Genomic DNA, 22,030 nt, shown 5'->3' with positions numbered 1-22,030 from the left:
TCAGGTGATGGCTTCCAGCCGTTCCTTGGACAGATCGCCGGGCACGATGGTGACCGGGATCGGCAGAGAGCCGGAGTTGCGGGTCATCTGGTTGACCAGCGGGCCGGGGCCCTTCTTGTCGATCGAGGCGCCCAGCACCAGCAGGCCGATCTCGGGATCGTCGGAGACCTGCGCGAGGATCTCGGTCACCGTGTCGCCCTCGCGGATGACCAGTTCCGGGTCGACGCCCTGCTTGTCGCGCATCCACTTGGCGAAGACTTCGAAATGCGCGTGGATGCGTTCGCGGGCCTCTTCGCGCATGATGTCTCCGACGCCGATCCAGTGGTTGAACTCGTCCGGCGGGATCACCGACAGGATGGCCACGCCGCCGCCTGACTTCGCCGCGCGCATGGCGGCGAACCGCATGGCGTTCAGGCATTCTCGGGAATCGTCGAGCACGACGAGGAACTTGCGCATCGGGGGCCTCCTGTTCCGGGACAGTGGCAGAGGGTCGCGGGCCTGTCCAGCGCGGCAGGCCGGCGGGGGCGGCGGATGCGGGGCGGCGGGGTGCCGGGGGGCGGTCGCACAGCAGCGGGCAGAGCGTGGCGTGGCCCGGCGGGGCCGTCGGGCGGGTGCGGGTCAGGCCTTCGGGTCGCGGGGCCCGGGCGGGGGGCTGTCCGCTGCCCCGGCGCCGCTGTCGGTGCGCGCCGCCGCCTGCCGGGCCGCGCGGCGCGCGGCCTGCTCGCGCTTGTGGTTGCGGTGGATCACGGCGATGGCGCCGCCGAAGAGCGCCAGCACGATCAGGATGACGATCAGCTTTTCCATGGCCGTGCCCTACGCAGAGGCGGCCCAGTCCCAGTACATCTCGCGCACGCGTTTCGTCAGCGGCCCCTGCTGGTAGGACACATCCTCGAAGCCGCTGACCGCCGTGACCTTCTGCATGTTGCCGGACAGGAAGACCTCGTCCGCCGCCTCGAAATCCGCGAAGGACAGCACGCTTTCGACCACTTCGATGCCCTCGGCCTTCATATTGCTGATGTGCCTCGCGCGGGTGATGCCCGCAAGGAAGGTGCCGTTCGGGATCGGCGTGAAGACCACCCCGTCGCGCACCATGAAGACATTGGCCGTGGCGCTTTCGGCGACATTGCCCATGGCATCCGTCACCAGCGCGTTGTCGAAGCCGCGCGCCCGCACCTCTGCCAGCATCCGGGCGTTGTTCGGGTAAAGGCAGCCCGCCTTGGCGTTCACGACCGCGCTTTCCAGAACCGGGCGGCGGAACCGCGTCTTGCCCAGCGTGACGCTGGCGGTGTCGGGCGCCATGGGGATGCGTTCGAGGCAGATGGCAAAGCCGGTCTCATCGGACTGCGGCACGATGGCCGTGACGTCGCCGTTGATGCCCCAGTACATCGGGCGGATGTAGACGGCGGCGTCCTCGGGGTAGGCCTTCAGCCCCTCGCGGACCATGTCCACCATGTCCCCGGTCGAGACGGTGGGCCTCAGCATCAGCGCCTCGGCAGAGCGGTTGACCCGGGCGCAATGGGCCTCGAGGTCGGGGACCATGCCGTTCACCGCCCGGGCGCCGTCGAAGACGCCAGAGCCCAGCCACGCGCCGTGGTCGGCGGCGCGGATGATCATGGCATCGGCATCGTGCCACTGGCCGTTGAAATAGGTGCGGATGTCGGTGCCGGTCGCCATGGGTCTCTCCTCTTTGCGGCGGAGCCTAGGGGCGCCGCCGCGCAAGGTCCAGCCCGTGTGGCGCAGGGGGGCGGGATGGCCCGCAGGTGCCGCGGCGCGCCGGGGCCGGGCCGCCCGCCCCGCGCCCGGGTCAGGCGCCCGCGACCGGACAGGCCGCCCTGGGGCGCGCCCGCTGGTTTCAGGCCAGCTCGCCCAGCAGCGCCTTCAGGTCCAGCGGGCGGTTCGACATGACCAGCTCGCCCTCACCGTTGCGCGGCCAGTCCGCCGGATCGCGGTCGCGGTACAGCTCGATCCCGTTGCCGTCGGGGTCCGAGAAATACAGCGCCTCGGAGACGCCGTGGTCGGCGGCGCCTTCCAGTTCGATGCCATGGTCCAGCGCCAGCTGGAACGCGGCGGCCAGCGCCTTGCGGTCGGGATAGAGGAAGGCGGTGTGGTACAGGCCCGGGGCGCGCGGATCGGGGCGGGGTCCGCCTTCGCTGTGCCAGGTGTTCAGGCCGATGTGGTGGTGGTATCCGCCAGCGGCCAGAAACGCGGCCTGAATGCCGTATCTCTGCGTGACCTCCAATCCGATCACATCGCGGTAAAAGGCGATGGAACGGTCGAGGTCTGTCACCTTCAGGTGAACATGGCCGATGCGGGTGTCGGGATGGGCTTTCATGGCAGGTCTCCTTCTTTGCCCCGGAATATAATGGGCGTGGCAGAGGCTGATAATCCGGATGGGCGCGCGGGATTGGTGCGCAACCGCACATTGCGGGGTGCCGAGAGACGAATTCGCACACTTGCAGGGCAGGGTGGCGCCAGCCCTTCACGCGAGGCGCCCGCCCAGGGCCGCCGCGGCGCCGCCCCCCGATGCGTCGTGCAGCCCATGCGGCCGCCGATACCGCCCTGCATCGCGCCGCCCAATCTATCATGATAAATTGACAGTTCCCGCCCGGCGGCGCATCCTGCGCCGAAAGGAGGCCCCGTCATGATCCCAGTCCAGCCCGACCGTTTCCTCGCCGACCTGCACGCGCTGCGCGCCATCGGGGCCGCGGGCAGCGGCAAGGGCGTCGTGCGCACCGCCTACAGCGCGGCGGATGTGCAGGCGCGCGACTGGCTGGCCGGGAAATATGCCGAGGCCGGGCTGAGCCCGGTCTTCGACCCCATGGGGTCGGTTTTCGGGCTGGCCGAGCGGCCCTCGCTGCTGATGGGCAGCCACTCCGACACCCAGCCCGAGGGCGGGTGGCTGGACGGCGCGCTGGGGGTCATCGCGGCGCTGGAGATCGCGCGGGCCGCGCGGGAAAGCGGCGGCCCGGCGCTGTCGGCGGTGTCCTTTCAGGACGAAGAGGGGCGCTTTGGCGTCACCACCGGCAGCGCCTGCTGGGCGGGTGTGATCGATCTTTCCGCGGCGCTGGAACTGACCGACCGCCACGGCGAGACGCTGGGTCAGGCGCGCGCCGCCATGGGCAGCCGTCCCGGCACATGGGTCGATCCGGCGCGCTTCACCGGCTATCTGGAAATGCACATCGAGCAGGGGCCGGTGCTGGACCGCGCCGGAGAGGCCATCGGCGTCGTCGAGGCTATCGTGGGCATCCGCGACATGGTCATCCGCCTGACCGGAGAGCAGAACCACGCGGGCACGACGCCGATGCACCTGCGCCGGGACGCCTTTCAGGCGCTGGCGCGCTTCAACGCCCGCATCGAAGAGCGTTTCGGCAATGTCGTCACCCCGGCAACGGTCTGGACCATCGGCCATGTCAGCCTGCATCCCAACGCGCATTCCGTGGTGCCGGGCCGGGTCTCCTTTTCCATGCAGTGGCGTGACGGCGACGAGGACCGGCTGGACCGGATGGAACGGATCATCCGCGACACCGCGACAGAGATCGCGTCGGAGGCGGGCATGGCGCTGGAATTCGGCCCCATGCTGGGCGTGGCGCCGGTGGCCATGGACGAGGGCTTTCGCCGCGCGCTGGAAGAGGCCGCCGCCGAAGAGGTGCCGGGGCGCTGGCGTACCATGCCCTCGGGCGCGCTGCACGATGCCTCGAACATGGCGCGGCTGATGCCCTCGGCCATGCTTTTCGTGCCCTCGATCGGCGGCGTCAGCCACACCTTCGACGAGGATACGGACGAGGCCGACCTGGTGACCGGCCTTCGGGTCATGGCAAATGCGGTGGCGCGCATCGCGGGGTGACGCAGGGGCAGTGCCGCGCTATCCTGCCGTTGCAAGGCAAGGAGGCGGCGATGGATCCGGTTTCGCTGGGGTTCTATGCAACGGTTTGCGGCGTGCTGGGGCTGGCCGGGCCAAGGCTGGGACGGGCGCCGGTCCGGCTGGCCATCGGCGCATTGGTCGGTGTGGTCGCCGTGACGGTCCTGCCGCATGTCAAAACGCTTCTGGGCGCGGCAGAGATCTATACCACGGTGCAGCCGTAACGCATGGGGCGCGCCGGGCTCGGGGCCGTGCACCACCATCGGCGTGTGGTTCCCCGGGGCCAGCGGGCAGGGCCTTGCGGAGGGACCAGCCGACAGGACGATCCTGCCCGGCGCAGCCGCGACAGGGCATCGCGGAAAGCCCGGCGACGATCCCGCGTGCCCGCGCGGTTATTCCCAGGCGACCTCGCCCAGAAAGATATAGCCGGCGCCGTAGATCGTCTTGATCAGGCGCGGGTTGCGCGGGTCCTCGCGCAGCTTCGTGCGCAGGCGGGAAATCCGCACGTCCATCGCCCGGTCAAAGCTTTCCCCCGCCGCGCCGCCAAGGCTTTCCTGCATCTGCGCGCGCGAGATCAGCCGCTTGGGGCTTTCGAGGAACAGCCGCAGGACTTCGCCCTCGGCATGCGAGAAGGGGGTCTCTGTGCCGTCGTCCGCCTCCAGCGCGTAGCGGTCGAAATGGGCGGTCCAGCCCTCGAAGCGGGCGGTGTTGCCGGTGGCGCTGCGGCGCGGGCCGCGCAGGCGGGCGCGGATGCGGGCCACCACCTCGGCGGGATCGAAGGGCTTGATGATGTAGTCGTCGGCGCCCAGTTCCAGCCCGGTCACCCGGTCCTGCACCTGCGCGCGGCCCGAGATGATGATGATCGTCGCGCCCTGTTCCAGCGCCAGCCGATGCACCACCGACAGCCCGTCGCGGTCCGGCAGGCCAAGGTCCACAAGGCAGACATCCGGCGTGGTCCGGCGCAGCGCGGCCTCGAACTCTGTCGCCCGGGCGAAGGCCTGGCAGCGAAAGCCCGCCTCGGTCAGCGTTTCTGACAGAAGCGCGCGAATGGCGGGCTCGTCGTCGAGGATGGTCACAAGGGCTGTCATGGGTACTGGATACTGCGGGCAGGGCGGCGTGGGAACCGGCTTCGGGACAGGGGGCGCCGTGATGGGGTGGAACGCGGCGTCAAGGCCCGGCAGGACCGGGGGCGGCGGCCTGCAGCGCGCGGGCCGCTGCGCCAGGTTCGGAGGTCTTCGCCCAGGGCGCTGCGGGCGGGATCGCGGGGCGCGGCGCGAGGGGAAAGAGGGGGTGCCCCGTCATGGAACCGCCTTGCAGGGCGGGCGGAGCCGTCGGCGGCTGCGACAGGGCGGCCGGTCCGGGGCGTTCCGCGACGGCCAGGGCCGGACCGGGCGGGCCGCCGGGTCATGGCAGCGCCATGCGGGGGGCGGCGGCCTGCAGCGCGTGGGACAGGGCCGCCGGTCCGAAGGGTTTCGCCAGCACCGGGGCCAGGGCGGCGGCGCGGCGGTGCAGCGGGTGCCCGGCGGGCAGCGAGGTCATCAGCACCACTGGCAACCCGGGCAGCAGCCCGACAAGATCGGTGCCGGGCTGCTCGCCCTCCAGATCGACGTCCGACAGCACCAGCGCCACATCCGGCAGGCCCTCGGCCAGCGCCCGCGCCTCGGCGACAGAGGCCGCCTCGACCACCGCATGGCCCATGGCGGTCAGCATCTCGCGCACCGGTTCGCGCAGGTCGGGGCTGTCCTCGACCAGCAGCACGAGGCCGGAGGCGGGCAGGGCGCCACCCCGCCGCAAGGGCAGGCGCAGGGTGACGCGGGCGCCGGTGCCGGGGTTTTCCAGCCGCACCGACCCGCCCGCGAGTTTCGTCATGTCGTAGACCATGGCCAGCCCCAGCCCGGTGCCCGCATCGCCCTTGGTGGTGAAGAAGGGCGCCAGCCCCTCGGTCAGGGCGCGAGGCGAAAAGCCCGGCCCGGTGTCGGAGACGGTCAGTTCCAGCCATGTCTCCTGTACCTCGCGGGTGGCAATGCGGATGGTCCCGGCGGGGGACACGGCGTCGCGCGCGTTCAGGACGAGGTTCAGCAGCGCGTCCTGCATCTGCCCGGGGTCGAGCATGAGCAGGCCGGTGGTGTGGTCCTCGATCTCCAGCGCGATGCCGGTGGGCAGCACCGGGGCGGCCAGCGTGTGCAGGTCGTCCAGCAGGCCGCTCAGCCGCAGCGGGCGCGGCTGCCAGCGGCGCTGGTCGGTGATATCGGCGATCCGGCCCAGCAGGTCGCCGCCCCGGCGCGCGGCCTGAAGCGTGGCGGCGATCAGGCGCTGCGCCTCGGGGTCGTCGGTCAGCCGCGCCAGCTTGGACTGCATCCCGAGGATGATCGTCAGCAGGTTGGAAAAGTCATGCGCCATGCCGGAGGTCAGCTGCGCCGCCATCTCGCGCCGCCGGGTCTGTTGCAGGGCGGCGCGGGTCTGGGTTTCCTCTGTGACGTCCTGGCTGAGGATATAGGCCCCCGGTTCCAGCGGATCGGGGGTAAAGCTGGCGCGGATGCGCCGGGACGAGGTCTCGTCGGTGAACTCGAAGGTGCTGGCGCGGCCGTCCAGCGCCGCCTCCAGATGCGGGCGCACCCGGTCGTAGGCCTGCGCGCCCAGCGTATCGGCGATGTGCATCCCGAGGACCGAGGACGGTCGCCCCGGCATGACGTCGGGCAGGCGGTTGTTCGAGAAGGTATAGCGCCGGTCGGCCCCGACGCGGGCGATATGGGCGGGCACCATCTCTGCGGTGGTGCGCGTGCGGGCCTCGATCTCGACCAGCTCGCGGCGCGCCTCTTCAAGCGCGGAATTGGCCGAGGCGAGGCGGCGGTTGGTGGCGGCCAGTTCCTCGGAGCGGGTCAGAACCTCTTCGGAGAGCAGCTCTGACCGGGTGCGCAAGAGCTGTTCCTGCGCGCGGACATCGGTGATGTCGGTATAGACCGTGACCCAGCCGCCCTGCGCCAGCGGCGCGCCCTCGACGCTGATCGTCCGGCCATTGGCGCGGGTGCGCTCCATGTAATGCGGCTCGAAGGCGCGGGCGGTGGTGACGCGGTCGCGGATGGCGGCCTCTATGTCGCTGATCGGGCCGTATTCGCCACGGGTGACGAGATGGCGGATGGTCTCTTCGAAGGTGGCGCCGGGGCGGGTGAGATGCTCGGGCAGATCGAACAACTCGGCAAAGCGGGCGTTGCAGACGGCGAGTTTCAGGTCGCTGTCGTAGATCGTCAGCGCCTGCTGGATCAGGTTCAGCCCGGCCTGCGTGAGGGATGCGCGCGATGACATGGGGGCAGGCTATCGTCGGCAGCGGTGCCGCGCCAGAGGCTTGCCGGGGCGGGCAGCGCTTTGCGGTTCCGGGTCCGGGCGGGTGGTCCGGGGGTGCGGCAGGCCATGACCGGCCGGGGCCGTCTTGCGACATCCGCGTGGGGCGCGGCGGGCGCAGGCCCGGGGGCCGGCTCTGCGCCGATGACAGCGGTGGCATGGCGCAATTTCGGTTCACCGGTGACGGTTGCGCCGAAGTGTATTAATCTCGGCAAACCTGCTTGGTCCGGGCGGTCGCGCCGAGGGTCCCGACGGGCCCGGTGGCCCGCGCCGGACGGTGGGTTGGCTTATCGCGAATCCCGATCAATGCATGCGCACTCTTCGCTTCCAATTTCATGCGATGCTGGCAAGTGTCCGCCAGTTCAGCGGCGCCGCATCGGGCGCCGCCTATCCAGATGAGGAGAGGACCCGACGTGGACGTTCATGAAACGAAGCTGACACATGCCGATCGGCAGGGGCGGCGGGTGCGGCTGGGCTTGCTGTCACCGGCCTCCGATATCCTGATCGAGCGCGACTTCTGGCGGCTGGGACTGGCCGCGAATGTCGATATCTACACCACCCGGATCGCGCTGGAGATGCCGCTGACGCCGGTGACGTTGGCCCGGCTGGCCGATGGCATCGGCGATGCCACGGAACTGCTGTTGCCCGAGGCGGAAATCGACGCGCTGGTCTTCGGCTGCACCTCGGGGTCGGCGGTCATCGGTCCCGACAATGTCGCGGCGCGGGTGCATGCGGTCAAACCCGGTCTTGCGGTCACCAACCCGGCAACGGCGGCGGTCGCGGCACTGGACCATCTGGGCTGCAAGCGTATCGCTTTCATCGCGCCCTATACGCCGGACGTGGCAGAGATCACCGCCGATGTCTTCCGCAACGGCGGCATCGCCATCAGCAGCGCGCGCTGCCTTGGCCTGCTGACGGACGAAGAGATCGCGCTGCCCGGACCGGATCACTATCTGAAGGTGCTTGAGGCGATGGACCTGACGGATGCCGAGGCGATCTTCATTTCCTGCACGACCTCGCGCGGGCTGGACGCGATTGCGCCGGTCGAAGCAGCGACGGGCCTGCCGGTTGTCACCAGCAATCAGGCGTCCTTCTGGCACGCGCTTCAGCTGATCGACCGGCCCGCTCGGATCGAGGGCTTTGGCCGCCTTCTGCAATAGCGAAGGCCATGTCGGCCCTGCCTTGCAGGGTCAGCGCGCGCCACCCTTCGCGGATGGCGCGCACAAGGGTCAGCCCAACAGGGCGGTCAGCGTGGAGATCAGGCTTTTCCCGCCAAGGAAGAGCGTCACGATGGCCGCGAGAGCCCCGAGGGTCAGCGAGAGTTTCGAGTTCACGTACTCACGCATGAAGCGGGCCTGACTGGTGATCACGACAAGGAAGATCACCGCGACGGGCAGGATGATCCCGTTGAGAACCTGGGCCGAGATGATCACGGCGATGGGGTTCAGGCCGGTCGCGGAGATCAGGATGCCGAAGATCAGGATCGCCATGTTGGTGGCAAAGAAGCGGCGGTCCGATTTGTCGTAGCGCCACCCGAAGATGCCCGCCAGAACATAGGAGGCCCCAAGCGGGGTCACGATGGCCGAGGACAGGCCCGCCGCGATCAGGCCGATGCTGAGGAAGTAGTTGGAGAAATCCCCCATGATCGGGCGCAGCGCCTCGGACATGACGGCGACGCTCTCGACGGGCACCCCGCGAATGACGGCCCCGGCGGTGATCAGGACCGCGGCGGTGATCACGCCGCCGACGGTGATCGCGACGAAGATGTCCAGCTTGGTCAGCGCCAGCTCGTCGGTGCTGGCAAAGGACTTGCGCGCGTTCACTGCGTGAATGAACAGGTTGTAGGGAACGATGGTGGTGCCGATCAGGCCCAGAACGAGGAACAGGCCGCCGGGCGGAATGCTGGGGATCAGGCCCGTCGCGACCTCGGACCAGTCGGGTCCGACGGCGAACATCGCGAAGACGAAGACGACCGCCATGATCGCGACCAGCACCATCAGGATCTTCTCGACCAGCTCGTAGGGGCCGTAGTTGATCAGGATCAGGATGGCGATCCCGATCAGCGGCCCGAGGATCTGCGTGGAGACGCCGGTGATGCTGGACAGGCCGGCGGCAGAGCCGGTCAGGTCGCCGCCCATGTAGGCGACGCAGCCCAGCGGAATGGCAAGCCCGACAAGCCCGAGGCTGAGATACTTCAGGATGCGGTTCTGGAAGGTCTTGCCGATGGCTTCCGCCAGTCCTTCACGGGTGACAACGCCAAGGCGGGCGGCCATTTCCTGCAGGACGATGGTGGCGATGATGGCGAAAGCGACGGTCCAGAGCAGGCTGTAGCCGTAGTCCGCGCCGGTGCGGGTTGCCGTCGTGATCGTGCCGGGACCGATGAAAGAACCGGTGATGACGACGGCGGGCCCTATGGCCCGAAGCTTGTCGCGAAACGAATGTTGCGGCGGTGCCGCGGTTTCAGTCTTGTCGTTCATTCTCTTCTCCCTTTGAGTGTCTGGTGGCCAGGGCTCTGCCTGGCGTCGGTGTGTCGGTTAAATTCCGTGGTCGCGCATGACCTCCTGCAGTCTCGCGGCCGAGCCGAGGCACAGAGTCCAGCCCAGTGTGCCGTGGCCGTAGTTCAGGAACACGCCCCTGGATTTGCCCGGGGCGATGATCGGGCGCGAGGAGGGCGTGCAGGGCCGGGCGTCGGACCAGGATTGCGCATCCTGTTCCTCGGCAGAGGCAAAGCCCCGGGCAAAGGCGGCCTGCGCGCCTTCCTTGAGCGCGGCAAAGCGATCCTGCTCGAAGGCAAAGCGGCGGCGGCCGATATCGGCCATGCCCGCGATCCGGACCTGATCGCCCAGCCGGGCGAAGACCATCTTGCGCTTGAGATCGGTGATGGAGGTCTGCATCGCCCCTTCCGTGGCGGGCAGCGTCACGGAATAGCCCTGCACCGGCCAGACGCTGCTGAAGGCAGGGCTGAAGGGCGCCGAGAGCTTGGTGCCATAGCCGGTGGCGATGACCACGGCGTCGCAGTCCAGCGTCTCGTAGTTGCGGAACATCACGCCATGGACCCGGCCCTTGCGGGTCAGAAGCCGCTCGGCCTCGCACTGATACCGCGTCCGCAGCCCGTAGGAGGCCGTCAGGTGCCCGATCAGCTGCGCACAGAACTCGCTTGGTCGCCCGGCGGCGTCGTCGGGGCTGTAGACGACACCCGCGATCTCGTCCCGGTAATGGGCGAGGGCGGGCTCGATGGCCGTCGCCTCGTCGCGGCTCAGCATCTGCTGCCGGATGCCCATCGAGGTCTTGAGCGCGTAGCCGCTTTGCGCCGCCGCAAAGGAGGCGGCGGTCGGGAAGAGGATCATCTTGCCCGAAACCGTGTAATCGAAGTCCATCTGGAACTCGTCCAGGACCTCTTGCAGAAGACTGCGTGTGCCAGCGGCCATCTGCAGAAGATAGCGGGTATTGGACAGATAGCGCGCGCTGCTTGTGTTTGCCAGAAAGCGCAGGCCCCAGATCAGGAACTCGGGGTCGGCGTGAAGACGGACCCGATAGGCCGGGTCGCGCCCCAGCAGGATGCCCGGCAAGTGCTTCAGCAGCGAGGGCGATGCCAGCGCGTCGCCATAGGCATAGCTCAACTGGGCACCGTTGCGGACACTTGCGCCCGCGCAGGGGCCGGCATTGCGGTCGACCAGAGTGACCTGATGCCCGGCCTTGCACAGCATGTAGGCCGAGGCGACGCCAACGACGCCCGCCCCGATCACGGCGACGCGCGCCATGTCAGCCGTTGTCCCGGAGGATGACGGTCAGTTCGATCTCGACCGGCACACCGCGGGGCAGGGAGGCCATGCCCATCGCCACGCGGGCATGGGCGGCCCGGTCGCCGAAGATGTCGCGCAGCAGCTCGGACGCGCCGTCGATCACCTTGCCGTGCTGGGTGAAATCGGGCGTTGCCGCCACGTATCCGCCAAGCCGGACGAAGCCTTCGACAAGGTCCAGCGACCCGCAGATCGCCTCGACCTGCGCAAGCGCGTTCAGCAGGGCGCAGCCGGCGCAGTCGCGGCCCTGTTCGATCGTCACATCGGCGCCCAGGCTGCCGACCATCATCACCTTGCCGTCCTGCAGGGGCACCTGCCCGGAGACGGTGACGGTATTGCCATGGCGCACCGCGCCGCGAAACGCGCCCGGTGGGGGCGAGGCAGCCGGAAGCACGAGGCCAAGCGCGGCCAGTTTCTCAGAAACGTTCATGTCGGATCCAATCCGTTGAGGGTGTCGGCTAGTCGTCGGCGCCGCAGCAGGCGCGCACGAAATCGTTGACGATGGCGCGGTCGAGCCGCGACAGTCGGTACTCGGGATGCCATTGCAGGCCGACGCAATAGCTTTCGGTCAGCCCCTCGATGGCCTCGGCCACGCCGTCGGGCGCAACCGCGGAAACAACGAAGCTGCCGCTGCCGCCGATGCCCTGCCGGTGCAGGCTGTTCACCTCTGCGGTTGCGGCCTGCGCCAGCCCGGCAAGCCTGGTGCCGGGCGCGATGGCGATCCGGTGTCCGAAACGGTCGGGCACCGCGAAGGGCAGGTGCTCTGCCGCGGCTTCGATCTCGTCCGGGATGCTGTCGATCAGCGTGCCGCCAAGGGTCAGGCCGATCATCTGCATGCCGTTGCAGATCCCCAGCAGCGGGCGGCCCGCATCCAGCGCGGCGCCGATCAGCGCCATCTCGAAATCGGTCCGAAGGGGTTTGACGGTGACGTTCGGGGTGCCGCCGGTGATCAGGAAGCCGCTGAAGCATTCCAGATAGCGCGGGATCTCCGCGATATCGTAGGAGAGGATCACCGGGATGCCGCCCGCCTCGCGGATGGCCTCGGCGTAGTTCCGGCGCACGATGTACTGCGTTTCCGTCGGCCGTCCCGCCCCGTCGTCGCAATCGGGCGTGATGGCGATCAGCGGCGCCCGCGCGGTCACGACAGCCACCGCGTGGCGATATCGACATAGATGTCGACCACCTGGCGAATCCGCTCTACGCTGGCGGTTTCGTTCGCCTGGCCGCTCATGCCCAGATCGCCGGGGCCGACGATGGCGAAGGGCACATCCAGACCTTCCAGAAGGATCGCACCGTCACTGTAATAGGACACGCCCTTGATCTGCGGCGCATGGCCCGTTCGGCTGGCGATGGCCGCGGTGCAGGCGGCCACGAAATCGCTGTCCGAGGGTTCTTCCACCGCATGTTTGAAATCGGTGATTTCTAGCGAGACGCCCGCGGGCAGCACCGCTTCCAGCTGCGCCATCACCGTTTCGACCGCGATGCCGGGGCCGAACCGGACGTCGATCTCGGCAGAGCACCGGTCGGGCGTCACATTGACCGCGCTGCCGCCTTCGATCCTGCCCACGTTCACCGAGGGCGGCGTCAGCAGGGGATGCTCGGGCAGGTCCAGCGTCAGGCCGCGAAGGTCCGTCAGGAAATCGACCATCAGGTCGATGGCATTGATGCCCGCCGCGCCAGAGACATGCCCCAGCTCGCCCTTGGCCGTGGCCTGCAACCACAGGATCGCCTTTTCTACGACGATGATATCCAGCGTGCTGGGCTCGCCGCAGAGGAAGGCGCCGATTTCCGACTGGAAGCCGGATTTCACCAGATGGTGCGCGCCAAGGCAGTTGGCGCTTTCCCCGGCCGTGAAGGCCAGGATCACGTCGCCCGCAAGCGGCTCGGCGCGCCGGTTGATCCGGTCGGCGGCGGCGATGAAGGTCGCGACCGCCGATTTCATGTCCGAGGCGCCGCGCCCGCGCAGGCGATCATCGACAACATCGCCGGCGAAGGGCGGGAACTGCCAGTCCTGCTCGCCCACGGGGGTGGTGTCGAGATGGGCGGACAGCACCAGGGGCGGCTTGGCCCCGGTTCCGCGCACCCGACCGATCACATTGGCGCGGCCCGGCAGGAACTCGTCAAGCTCGTGCTCGATCCCGAGGGCCGCAAGCTGGCGTGCCACCGCCTGCGCCACCGCAAGCTCGCCACCCGGCGGGTCGCAGCTGGGGATGCGGACCAGCTCTGCGGTGAAAGCGACGGCGTCGAACAAATCGGAATGAACCATGTCTCCCCTTTCCTCTCCACTTCGGGCTTCGGGGTAGCTACGGCATCCGTTCCGCAAACATAATCGGTAAAGCTTGCTTCATTTATCGGAATATGTGATAAATGCCGATGGACACCACCGCGCTGAAAAGTTTCCTGGCCGTTGCCGAGATGGGCAGCTTCACCGTGGCTGCGGCGCATCTGAACCTCAGCCAGTCGACGGTCAGCGGGCATATCCGGAAGCTGGAAGAAAGGCTTCAGGCGCAGCTTTTCAACCGCACGACACGGCGCTGTGAGCTGACCACGGCAGGCGAGGCCCTGTGCGTCCGCGCGCAGGAGGTGGTCGGCGCCGCCGACCGCCTGATCGAGGCTTTTGTCCCCAGCTACCTGGGCGGTGCGATCCGGCTGGGCATCCCCGAGGATTACCACCTGTTCCCGGCCATCATGGCCGCCATTCAGGAGTTTCTGGCCTCCAGGCCGAAGGTCTCCGTCAGCATCGACGCCAGCCTGTCCGAGCGGCACCGCAAGGGGCTGCGCGACGGCTATCTGGACCTTGCGGTGATGCGGCGCCCGGTCGGCCCGGATACCGACCCGACGCTTGCGCGCAGCCCGCTGGTCTGGATCGCGGATCCGGGCCTTGACCTGGACGGCGATGCGGCGATCCCCCTGGCCCATGTCAGCGGCCCCTGCCAGTACTTCCGCGCGGCCAGCGCGGTGATCGAGGCGGCGGGGGACCAGTGGCGGTCGGCCTGTTCCTGCAGCACGCTGGAAGGCGTGCGGGCCGGGGTCAGGTCCGGCCTTGGCGTCGGCGCGATGCCGATCGAGGATTGCACCGATCCATCGCTGATCCGGTCCCATCCGCGCCTGCCTCCGCTGCCGCAATTCAGCCTGATCGTCGAGGTTTCAAGCGTCGATCCCCCGGTGATCGTGCGCGCCCTTGCCGACAGGCTGCGGCGATTCGTCGGGCAGGTTGCCTGACGCGCCAGGCCGCCGTCCGGATGCCTCTCGCGGCCCGGGGCAGGGCCGGATGCCCGGTCTTGCTGCGGCGCGGCCCGGGCCCATTCCGGGCCGGGGAAAGGACAGGCCGCCATCCACCGCCGACCCGGGCGGCCCCTGTTACAATTCGTAAGAATTGGGAAAACATCAGGAAAAAGTTGACCGCAAGCCTGAGCGGGTCCCACACTGGGTACAGAATCGTCCGCCATGGAGAAGGGCCCGGCCAACGGGTTCGGCGGAGGCCGGAAAGACCGGCGCAGGGAGGAAACGGATTGGCTCACATGGTTGAGGGCGCGGCTGGTCTGCGCTCCATTCCCGACTTGCTCAAGCGCAATGTCGCCGAGTTCGGCGGTGCCCCGGCGTACCGCGAGAAGGAATACGGGATCTGGCAAAGCTGGACCTGGTCCGAGACCGCGGAAGAGATCGAGGCGCTGGCGCTGGGTCTGCTGAACCTCGGCGTGAACGAGGGCGACTTCATCGCCATCATCGGGCGCAACCGGCCCTATCTGTACTGGTCGATGGTGGCGGCGCAGATGGTCGGGGCGGTGCCGGTGCCGCTCTATCAGGATGCCGTCGCCGAAGAGATGGAATATGTCCTGGGCCATTGCGGTGCGCGTTTCGTCATCGCCGCCGATCAGGAGCAGGTCGACAAGGTCATCGAGATCCAGGACGACCTGCACCAGTTCGAACACATGATCTACGTCGACCCGCGCGGCCTGCGGAAATACGACCACAGCGCCCTGCACCAGTACGACCATGTGCAGTCGCAGGGCCGCGCCGCCCGCGACGAATTCCTGCCGGAACTGGACCGGCGGCGGACGGGCCTTGGCTACGACGACACCTGCGTGATGCTTTACACCTCGGGCACCACCGGCAAGCCCAAGGGCGTGGTGCTGTCCAACCGCAATATCGTCGAGGCGGCCAAGTCCTCTGCCGAGTTCGACCACCTGAAACGCAGCGACGAGGTGCTGGCCTATCTGCCCATGGCCTGGGTCGGGGACTTCATCTTTTCCATCGGGCAGGCCTACTGGAAGGGTTTCTGCGTCAACTGCCCCGAAAGCGCCGACACGCTGATGACCGACCTGCGCGAGATCGCGCCCAGCTATTACTTTGCCCCGCCCCGGATCTTCGAGACGCAGCTGACGCAGATCATGATCCGGATGGAGGATGCCTCGCCGCTGAAGCAGCGGATGTTCAAGCACTTCATGGCCCATGCCCGCAAGGTCGGGCCGCGCATCCTGGACGGCAAGCCGGTGGGGGCGCTGGACCGGATGAAGTACCGGCTGGGCGAGTTCCTCGTCTACGGGCCGCTGAAGAATGCCATGGGCTTCAGCCGGGTGCGCGTGGGCTATACAGCGGGCGAGGCCATCGGGCCGGAGATCTTCGATTTCTACCGCTCGCTGGGGATCAACCTGAAACAGCTTTACGGGCAGACCGAGGCCAGCGTCTTCATCACCGTGCAGCCGGACGGCGAGGTGCGCTCGGACACCGTGGGCGTGCCCGCGCCGGGGGTCGAGATCCGCATCGGCGACAGCGGAGAGGTCTACTACCGTTCACCCGGGACCTTCGTGGAATACTACAAGAACCCCGAGTCGACGGCGGACACCAAGGACCCGGAGGGCTGGGTGGCCACGGGGGACGCGGGCTTCATCGAGGAAGACAGCGGCCACCTGCGGATCATCGACCGCGCCAAGGACGTGGGCAAGATGGCGGACGGGGCGCTGTTTGCGCCGAAATACGTCGAGAACAAGCTGAAGTTCTACCCCAACATCCTCGAAGCCGTGGTCTTCGGCGCCGGGCGCGACCGCTGCTGCGCCTTTTTGAACATCGACCTTTCGGCGGTGGGCAACTGGGCCGAGCGCAACAATATCGCTTATGCGTCCTACCAGGAGCTGGCGCAGCACCCGCAGGTGCTGGAGACGCTTCAGGCCCACGTCGAAGAGGTCAACGAAAGCATCGCGCAGGACGAGATGCTGTCGGGCTGTCAGGTGCACCGCTTCCTCGTGCTGCACAAGGAGTTGGACGCCGACGACGGAGAGCTGACGCGCACCCGCAAGGTCCGCCGCAAGGTGATCGGCGAGAAGTTCGAGGACCTGGTGACGGCTTTGTACGACGGATCGGAGTCCGTCTACACCGAGACCGAAGTGACCTACGAGGACGGCCGCAAGGGCAAGATCAAGGCGACGCTGGCGGTGCGGGACGCAAAGACCTGGCCCGTCGCGCAGGCGAAGGTGGCGGCGGAATGACGGCCGGAGGCTCCCGCTGCGCGGATCGCAGGGCTTCGCCCGTTCGCGCCTCACACGGTTCCCCGGACGGTGTGTCGCCTGCGGCGAACCGGGGCTTGCCCCAGCATCCCGCAGGAGATGGGGTCCGGGGAGCGCTACTGCCCGCGAGCCCACCGCCGGTTGCAGCTGTGGAGCGGGGTATTTGGGCCAAGAAGAAGCAGGGAGCCTGCGCATGAAGGACACCGAGGGCTACGTCACCGCCGACGGGCGGCAGATCGGCGGCACGCTGATGGAGATGCGCAATATCACGCTGAAGTTCGGCGGGCTGGTGGCGATCCAGGACATCTCTTTCGACATCCGCGAGGGCGAGATCCGGGCGATCATCGGGCCGAACGGGGCGGGCAAGTCCTCGATGCTGAACATCATCAGCGGCTTCTACACGCCGACCGAGGGCGAGGTCTGGTACAAGGGTGAAAAGCGCCCGCCGATGAAGCCCTACGAGGTGGCGCGCATGGGCGTCGCGCGGACCTTCCAGAACATCGCCCTGTTCGAGGGGATGACGGTTCTGGACAACGTCATGACCGGGCGGCTGACGCATATGAAGGCGGGGATCGCGGCGCAGGCGCTGTGGTGGGGCAAGGCCCGCGACGAGGAAATGGAGAACCGTGCGCATGTCGAGCGGGTCATCGACTTTCTGGAAATCCAGCGCATCCGCAAGACCCCGGTGGGGCGGCTGCCCTACGGGTTGAAGAAGCGGGTGGAACTGGCGCGCGCGCTGGCCGCCGAGCCCTCGATCCTGCTGCTGGACGAGCCCATGGCGGGGATGAACGTCGAGGAGAAGGAGGACATGAGCCGCTTCATCCTGGACGTGAACGACGAGTTCGGCACCACCATCGCGCTGATCGAGCACGACATGGGCGTGGTCATGGACCTGTCCGACCGGGTGGTGGTCATGGATTACGGCAAGAAGATCGGCGACGGCACGCCCGACGAGGTGCGCGGCAACCAGGACGTCATCGACGCCTACCTGGGGGTGCCGCATGATTAAGGCGCGTCTTTTCGAACGCCATGCGGGCGGCTGCGTCGCAAGGGGCTCTGCCCCTCGGCCTCGATCCGTCCCCCGGACGGCTCGCCGCTGCGCGGACCGGCCTTCACCCCCGGGATATTTTTGGACAGAAGAATATGAAGGCCGGACGCCTTCGGGGAGAGGATCATGCTGAGAGACATCTTCATCACGCCCTTCGCGGATATGATCGAGGCACCGGATTTCTTCCTGCAGGTGCTATGGGAGGGGCTGGTCTCGGGCGTCCTTTACGCGCTGATCGCGCTGGGCTTCGTGCTGATCTTCCGGTCGAGCCGGATCTTCAACTTCGCGCAGGGCATCATGGTGGTCTTTGCCGCCCTGACGCTGGTGGGGCTGCATGCCTATGGCATCCCGGCCTGGATCGCCGTGGCGCTGACGCTGGGGGTGATGTTCGTGCTTGCGGTCAGCATCGAGCGGATCGTGCTCAGGCCGCTGGTCGGGCAGCCGGACATCATTCTCTTCATGGCGACCATCGGCATCACCCTGTTCCTGATCGGCGGCGGCGAGATCATCTTCGGCGGCGAGAACAAGGTGATGATCACCGGGGAACTGGGCATTCCCACCGGCGACACGGTGCTGGAGCCCTGGGGCGGGCTGCTGATCCTGCAGCACCTCGATATCACCGTGGTCGTGGTGGCGGTTCTGCTGGTGGCGGCGCTGCTGGCTTTCCTGAACTACACCCAGATGGGGCGCGCGATCCGGGCCCTGGGCGACGACCACCAGGCGGCGCTGTCGGTGGGCATCTCGTTGCAGACGGTCTGGGTGCTGGTCTGGTTCATCGCGGGCATCATCGCGCTGGTCACCGGCATCGCCTGGGGCGCGCGGGCCGGGGTGTCCTTCGCGCTGGAGGTGATCGCCTTCAAGGCGCTGCCGGTGCTGATGCTGGGCGGGCTCGAGTCGATCACCGGTGCGATCATCGGCGGGCTGATGATCGGCGTGCTGGAAAAGCTGTTCGAGATCTACTGGGGGCAGCCGCTGCTGGGCGGCAATACCGAGACATGGTTTGCCTTCGTGCTGGCGCTGATCGTGCTGCTGTTCCGCCCGCAGGGGCTGTTCGGCGAGCGGATCATCGAGCGTGTCTAGGATGGCTGTCCGACCGATCTTCGGACTGGAGGCGGTGAAGCCCGCCCGAGGGAGTGACAAGACGTGGCAAAGCTGATCGCAATCCTCAACGTGGTGGCCTGGGCCGGGTTCTGGGCCTTTGGATACCTCGCCTTGACGACGCCGCCGGAAGAGGGCTCGCGGATGGTTGCCGCGCTGCTTCTGGCCTCGGTGGGCGCGGCCGCGGGACTGTGGGCCTATTTCTGGATCGTGCGGCATTCGGAGCGGTCGGGCTATGCCCGGCCCTCGGGCAGCCGGGCGCGGTTCGAGGTCGATGCCGGGCTGGAGCAGGCGCAATGACCAGGGCGATGCGCGAGAGCCGGGCGCGACCGAGGCGGCAGACCGACCCGGGCGTGGCGGATATCGCGCGGGGCGCCAACGGACTGGGCGAGGATGGCGCTAGCGCGGTGCATCCCGTGGCGGGGCTGGTCTCGGCCAGTGTCAACGGCGCCATGGCGGTCGGGCTGACCGGGGCGGCGCTGACGCTGGGCATGATGGCGCGGGTCATGAGCCTTGGCGCGATGGTGCGGCGCGGGCCCCGGGACGGGGGTGTGGAATGACGGCGGCGCCCGCTGCCTTGCGGGTCCGGGCCTGACCGCCGCGAAACCGGCGCGCCGCGCGCCTCTGGGCGGGCAGCGGGCGGAGACCGGGCCGGAGGATGACGGCGGGGCCGGGCAGAGGCCCGGCCTGCGGAAGAACAGGCTGGCCGGGAGGGCCGGCAAAGGGAGGAAGACGCGATGCTCTATCGCACGGCGGGACAGTTCAAGACGACGTATCAGGCGGACCAGGCGCTGTTCCCGGTGCGGCAGGATGCCTTTCTGCTGGGGGTGATCCTGCTCTTTGCCTGGGTGATCTTTCCGCTGACGGCCAGCGAGTTCGCCTTTCAGACGCTGCTGATCCCGATCCTGATCTATTCGCTGGCCGCGCTGGGGCTGAACGTGCTGACGGGCTATGCCGGGCAGCTGTCGCTGGGCACGGCGGCCTTCATGGGGGTCGGCGCCTATGCCTGCTACAAGCTGATCACCATCATGCCGTGGATGAATCCGATCGTGGCGATCCTGCTGTCGGGTGTCTTCTCGGCGGGGATCGGGGTGGCCTTCGGCATCCCCAGCCTGCGCATCAAGGGGTTCTACCTGGCCATCGCCACGCTGGCGGCGCAGTTCTTCCTTGTCTGGCTGTTCGAGAAATGGGCCTGGCTTTACAACTACAACGCCTCCGGCGCGATCCAGGTGCCGAACCTCGATATCTTCGGGCTCTATGTCTCGGGGCCGCAGGCCAGTTCCATCGTGCAGTATTACGTGGTGCTCTTCATCGTCTGCCTGCTGACCATGCTCTGCATCAACCTGACGCGGGGCACGCTGGGGCGGACGTGGAAGGCGACGCGGGACATGGACATCGCCGCCGAGCTGATCGGCATCAACCTGATGAAGTCCAAGCTGACCGCCTTTGCCGTGTCCTCCTACATCGTCGGAGTTGCCGGGGCGCTCTTCGTCTTCATGTGGCGCGGCGCGGCAGAGCCGAACCTCTTCGACATCCCGCTGTCCTTCCGCATCCTCTTCATCGCGATCATCGGGGGGCTTGGGTCGATCATGGGCAACTACCTTGGCGCCATCCTGATCGTCGGCCTGCCGGTGGTGCTGAACCTGGTGCCGAACGCGCTGGGGATCCCCATCGGCAGCGCCACGGTGGAGCATCTGAACATCATGATCGTGGGAAGCCTGATCGTCTTCTTCCTGATCGTGGAACCGCACGGGCTGGCACAGCTGTGGCGGCTGATCCGGGAGAAGCTGATCATCTGGCCCTTCCCGCATTGATGGCGGGCCTGTCCGGCCGGGACCGGGACCGCCAGGGGACCGCCCGGGGCCGGAGGCGCCGCAGGCCATGGCGGGTTGCAAACCCACCCGACGGTGCGCCGCAGCCGGCGCGCCCAAGACCAAAGACGAAACGCAAGCATTCTCAGGGAGGAGAAAGACTATGACACGTTTCACGAAACTGGCCGTCGCCGCCGTGGTGGCGGGACTGACGGCGGGGTCCGCCCTTGCGGAAGAGCTTTACCTGCCGAACCTCGCCTACCGGACCGGCCCCTTTGCCGCCACCGGCATTCCGCTGATGAACGGGCAGGCGGACTACATGGCGATGCTGAACGCCCGCGACGGCGGCATCGGCGGCGTCATGGTCAATGCCGAGGAATGCGAGACCGGCTATTCCACTGAGAAGGGCGTGGAATGCTACGAGAAGACCAAGGGGCAGGCCATCGTGACCCAGCCCTGGTCCACCGGCATCACGCTGCAGGTGCTGCCCAAGTCCAATGTCGACGAGATCCCGATCCTTGCCTCGGGCTACGGCTTCAGCCCGATGATGCAGGGCGAGACCTTCCAGTGGGCCTTCAACACGCCGGGCGGCTACTGGGATGCCGCCGACATGATCATCCAGTACCTCGAGGGGCAGGGCTCGCTGGAGGGCAAGAAGATCGTGCACCTGCATCTCGACCATCCCTTCGGGAAAGAGCCGCTGCCGGTGCTGGAGCAGCTGGCCGAGGAGAAGGGCTTCGAGCTGGTGCCGATCCCGGTCGGCCTGAAGGAGATGCAGAACCAGTCGGCGCAGTGGTTGCAGATCCGCCGCGAGCGGCCCGACTACGTGGTCATGTGGGGCTGGGGCGCGATGAACGCCGGAGCCGTGACCGAGGCGGTGAAGACCAAGTTCCCCATGGAGAACTTCATCGGCGTCTGGTGGGCCGGGCATGACGCCGACCTGCGGCTCGTCGGAGAAGAAGGCAAGGGCTACAAGTCGATCTCGTGGTCGATCCCGAACCTGGATGCACCGGTCTATGCGGATGTGCAGAAGCATGTCATCGACGCGGGCCTGTCGAAGACCGACGCGGAAGAGATGAAGGGCGTGTTCTACGGACGCGGCATGCTGATCTCGGCGATCCTCGCCGAGGGTGTGATCTCGGCGCAGAAGCACTTCGAGACCGATGTGATCGATGCCAAGCAGCTGCGCTGGGGCCTGGAGAACATCGACATGACCGAGGCCCGGATCGAGGAGCTGGGGCTGACCGGCATGATCGCGCCCTTCAAGACCTCCTGCAACAACCACACCGGGCATTCGGGTGGCTGGATCATGGAGTGGGACGGCGAGAAGTTCGTGCAGGCCTCTGACCACCTGACGCCGGATATCGAGAGCTACCGCGCCCTGGCGGTGGAGAAGGCCGCCGAATACGCCGAGGCCAACGCGCCCTGGCCGGTGAACGACGACTGCGCGGCAGCGAACTGACACGGGCGGCCCGGCGGCGGGAGACCTCGCCGCCGGGTGCCAAAGGGCCTTGGGAAGGCCCTTCGGCCCCGTCGCGCCCTGCCTCGGCGCTGCGTTTTGCGGCGCTCGG

22 protein-coding genes are annotated in these 22,030 nt (G+C 67.8%); 11 read left to right on the top strand and 11 right to left on the bottom strand.

Annotated features, from left to right (window positions below; translation table 11 throughout):
- The 4 genes from ACN5KJ_RS08960 to ACN5KJ_RS08945 form a co-directional block, all read right to left on the bottom strand.
- Window positions 1-456, bottom strand: a complete 456-nt coding sequence (locus ACN5KJ_RS08960) for a universal stress protein (RefSeq protein WP_206564135.1) — start codon at window positions 454-456, stop codon at window positions 1-3.
- Between the two features lie 162 nt (window positions 457-618).
- Window positions 619-804 (bottom strand): hypothetical protein, encoded by a 186-nt coding sequence (locus ACN5KJ_RS08955; RefSeq protein ID WP_418593401.1) that lies wholly within the window; start codon window positions 802-804, stop codon window positions 619-621.
- A gap of 9 nt (window positions 805-813) precedes the next feature.
- Window positions 814-1,674 (bottom strand): branched-chain amino acid aminotransferase, encoded by an 861-nt coding sequence (locus tag ACN5KJ_RS08950; protein ID WP_418593400.1) that lies wholly within the window; start codon window positions 1,672-1,674, stop codon window positions 814-816.
- A gap of 178 nt (window positions 1,675-1,852) precedes the next feature.
- Entirely contained in the window at window positions 1,853-2,332 is a 480-nt protein-coding gene (locus ACN5KJ_RS08945) for a VOC family protein (RefSeq protein ID WP_347165826.1), read from the bottom strand.
- 309 nt (window positions 2,333-2,641) lie between these two features.
- Between ACN5KJ_RS08945 and ACN5KJ_RS08940 the strand changes: the two genes are divergently transcribed.
- Both ACN5KJ_RS08940 and ACN5KJ_RS08935 read left to right on the top strand, forming a co-directional pair.
- The gene (locus ACN5KJ_RS08940; RefSeq protein ID WP_418593398.1) at window positions 2,642-3,844 is read left to right on the top strand and encodes a hydantoinase/carbamoylase family amidase; all 1,203 of its coding nucleotides are present in this window, start codon (window positions 2,642-2,644) and stop codon (window positions 3,842-3,844) included.
- A gap of 50 nt (window positions 3,845-3,894) precedes the next feature.
- The gene (locus ACN5KJ_RS08935; protein WP_418593397.1) at window positions 3,895-4,083 is read left to right on the top strand and encodes a hypothetical protein; all 189 of its coding nucleotides are present in this window, start codon (window positions 3,895-3,897) and stop codon (window positions 4,081-4,083) included.
- A 168-nt stretch (window positions 4,084-4,251) separates the two neighbouring features.
- Here ACN5KJ_RS08935 and ACN5KJ_RS08930 read toward each other — a convergent pair whose 3' ends face one another.
- Window positions 4,252-4,947 carry a response regulator transcription factor gene (locus ACN5KJ_RS08930; RefSeq protein WP_418593395.1) on the bottom strand — a complete coding sequence of 232 codons (696 nt, stop codon included), beginning with the start codon at window positions 4,945-4,947 and terminating at the stop codon, window positions 4,252-4,254.
- 316 nt (window positions 4,948-5,263) lie between these two features.
- Entirely contained in the window at window positions 5,264-7,162 is a 1,899-nt protein-coding gene (locus ACN5KJ_RS08925) for a PAS-domain containing protein (protein WP_418593393.1), read from the bottom strand.
- A 449-nt stretch (window positions 7,163-7,611) separates the two neighbouring features.
- Between ACN5KJ_RS08925 and ACN5KJ_RS08920 the strand changes: the two genes are divergently transcribed.
- The gene (locus ACN5KJ_RS08920) at window positions 7,612-8,358 is read left to right on the top strand and encodes a hypothetical protein (protein ID WP_347165822.1); all 747 of its coding nucleotides are present in this window, start codon (window positions 7,612-7,614) and stop codon (window positions 8,356-8,358) included.
- Between the two features lie 69 nt (window positions 8,359-8,427).
- On the opposite strand, the gene ACN5KJ_RS08915 is transcribed toward ACN5KJ_RS08920, so the two are convergent.
- The 5 genes from ACN5KJ_RS08915 to ACN5KJ_RS08895 are packed head-to-tail and all read right to left on the bottom strand — an operon-like array spanning window position 8,428 to window position 13,264.
- Window positions 8,428-9,675 carry an Nramp family divalent metal transporter gene (locus tag ACN5KJ_RS08915; protein WP_347165821.1) on the bottom strand — a complete coding sequence of 416 codons (1,248 nt, stop codon included), beginning with the start codon at window positions 9,673-9,675 and terminating at the stop codon, window positions 8,428-8,430.
- Window positions 9,676-9,732: 57 nt separating this feature from the next.
- Window positions 9,733-10,959, bottom strand: a complete 1,227-nt coding sequence (locus ACN5KJ_RS08910) for an FAD-dependent oxidoreductase (protein ID WP_418593391.1) — start codon at window positions 10,957-10,959, stop codon at window positions 9,733-9,735.
- 1 nt (window position 10,960) lies between these two features.
- On the bottom strand, window positions 10,961-11,428 hold the full coding sequence (locus tag ACN5KJ_RS08905; RefSeq protein WP_418593390.1) for a RidA family protein: 468 nt from the start codon (window positions 11,426-11,428) through the stop codon (window positions 10,961-10,963).
- A gap of 28 nt (window positions 11,429-11,456) precedes the next feature.
- Complete coding sequence (locus tag ACN5KJ_RS08900; protein WP_418593388.1) at window positions 11,457-12,149, bottom strand: gamma-glutamyl-gamma-aminobutyrate hydrolase family protein; 693 nt, start codon at window positions 12,147-12,149, stop codon at window positions 11,457-11,459.
- On the bottom strand, window positions 12,137-13,264 hold the full coding sequence (locus ACN5KJ_RS08895) for a M20 family metallopeptidase (protein ID WP_418593386.1): 1,128 nt from the start codon (window positions 13,262-13,264) through the stop codon (window positions 12,137-12,139). Before ACN5KJ_RS08895 ends, ACN5KJ_RS08900 begins: the two co-directional genes overlap by 13 nt.
- A gap of 101 nt (window positions 13,265-13,365) precedes the next feature.
- Between ACN5KJ_RS08895 and ACN5KJ_RS08890 the strand changes: the two genes are divergently transcribed.
- From ACN5KJ_RS08890 to ACN5KJ_RS08855, 8 genes are all read left to right on the top strand, one after another.
- The gene (locus tag ACN5KJ_RS08890) at window positions 13,366-14,220 is read left to right on the top strand and encodes a LysR family transcriptional regulator (RefSeq protein WP_418593385.1); all 855 of its coding nucleotides are present in this window, start codon (window positions 13,366-13,368) and stop codon (window positions 14,218-14,220) included.
- A 299-nt stretch (window positions 14,221-14,519) separates the two neighbouring features.
- On the top strand, window positions 14,520-16,484 hold the full coding sequence (locus tag ACN5KJ_RS08885) for an AMP-binding protein (RefSeq protein WP_418593573.1): 1,965 nt from the start codon (window positions 14,520-14,522) through the stop codon (window positions 16,482-16,484).
- A 211-nt stretch (window positions 16,485-16,695) separates the two neighbouring features.
- The gene (locus ACN5KJ_RS08880; protein WP_418593384.1) at window positions 16,696-17,511 is read left to right on the top strand and encodes an ABC transporter ATP-binding protein; all 816 of its coding nucleotides are present in this window, start codon (window positions 16,696-16,698) and stop codon (window positions 17,509-17,511) included.
- 165 nt (window positions 17,512-17,676) lie between these two features.
- Entirely contained in the window at window positions 17,677-18,630 is a 954-nt protein-coding gene (locus tag ACN5KJ_RS08875; RefSeq protein WP_206564118.1) for a branched-chain amino acid ABC transporter permease, read from the top strand.
- Window positions 18,631-18,693: 63 nt separating this feature from the next.
- Window positions 18,694-18,948 carry a hypothetical protein gene (locus ACN5KJ_RS08870; protein ID WP_347165814.1) on the top strand — a complete coding sequence of 85 codons (255 nt, stop codon included), beginning with the start codon at window positions 18,694-18,696 and terminating at the stop codon, window positions 18,946-18,948.
- Window positions 18,945-19,208, top strand: coding sequence for a hypothetical protein (locus tag ACN5KJ_RS08865; protein ID WP_347165813.1), 264 nt, complete (start codon window positions 18,945-18,947; stop codon window positions 19,206-19,208). The genes ACN5KJ_RS08870 and ACN5KJ_RS08865 overlap by 4 nt, the downstream gene beginning before the upstream one ends.
- Before the next feature lie 177 nt (window positions 19,209-19,385).
- The gene (locus ACN5KJ_RS08860) at window positions 19,386-20,462 is read left to right on the top strand and encodes a branched-chain amino acid ABC transporter permease (protein WP_418593382.1); all 1,077 of its coding nucleotides are present in this window, start codon (window positions 19,386-19,388) and stop codon (window positions 20,460-20,462) included.
- 160 nt (window positions 20,463-20,622) lie between these two features.
- Window positions 20,623-21,921 carry an ABC transporter substrate-binding protein gene (locus ACN5KJ_RS08855; RefSeq protein ID WP_418593381.1) on the top strand — a complete coding sequence of 433 codons (1,299 nt, stop codon included), beginning with the start codon at window positions 20,623-20,625 and terminating at the stop codon, window positions 21,919-21,921.
- Window positions 21,922-22,030: the final 109 nt, after the last annotated feature.

The sequence above is a fragment of the Ponticoccus sp. (in: a-proteobacteria) genome, from assembly GCF_048381735.1.
The sequence above is the reverse complement of the archived record's forward strand: the minus strand, read 5'-3'. Positions and strand labels throughout refer to the sequence as shown.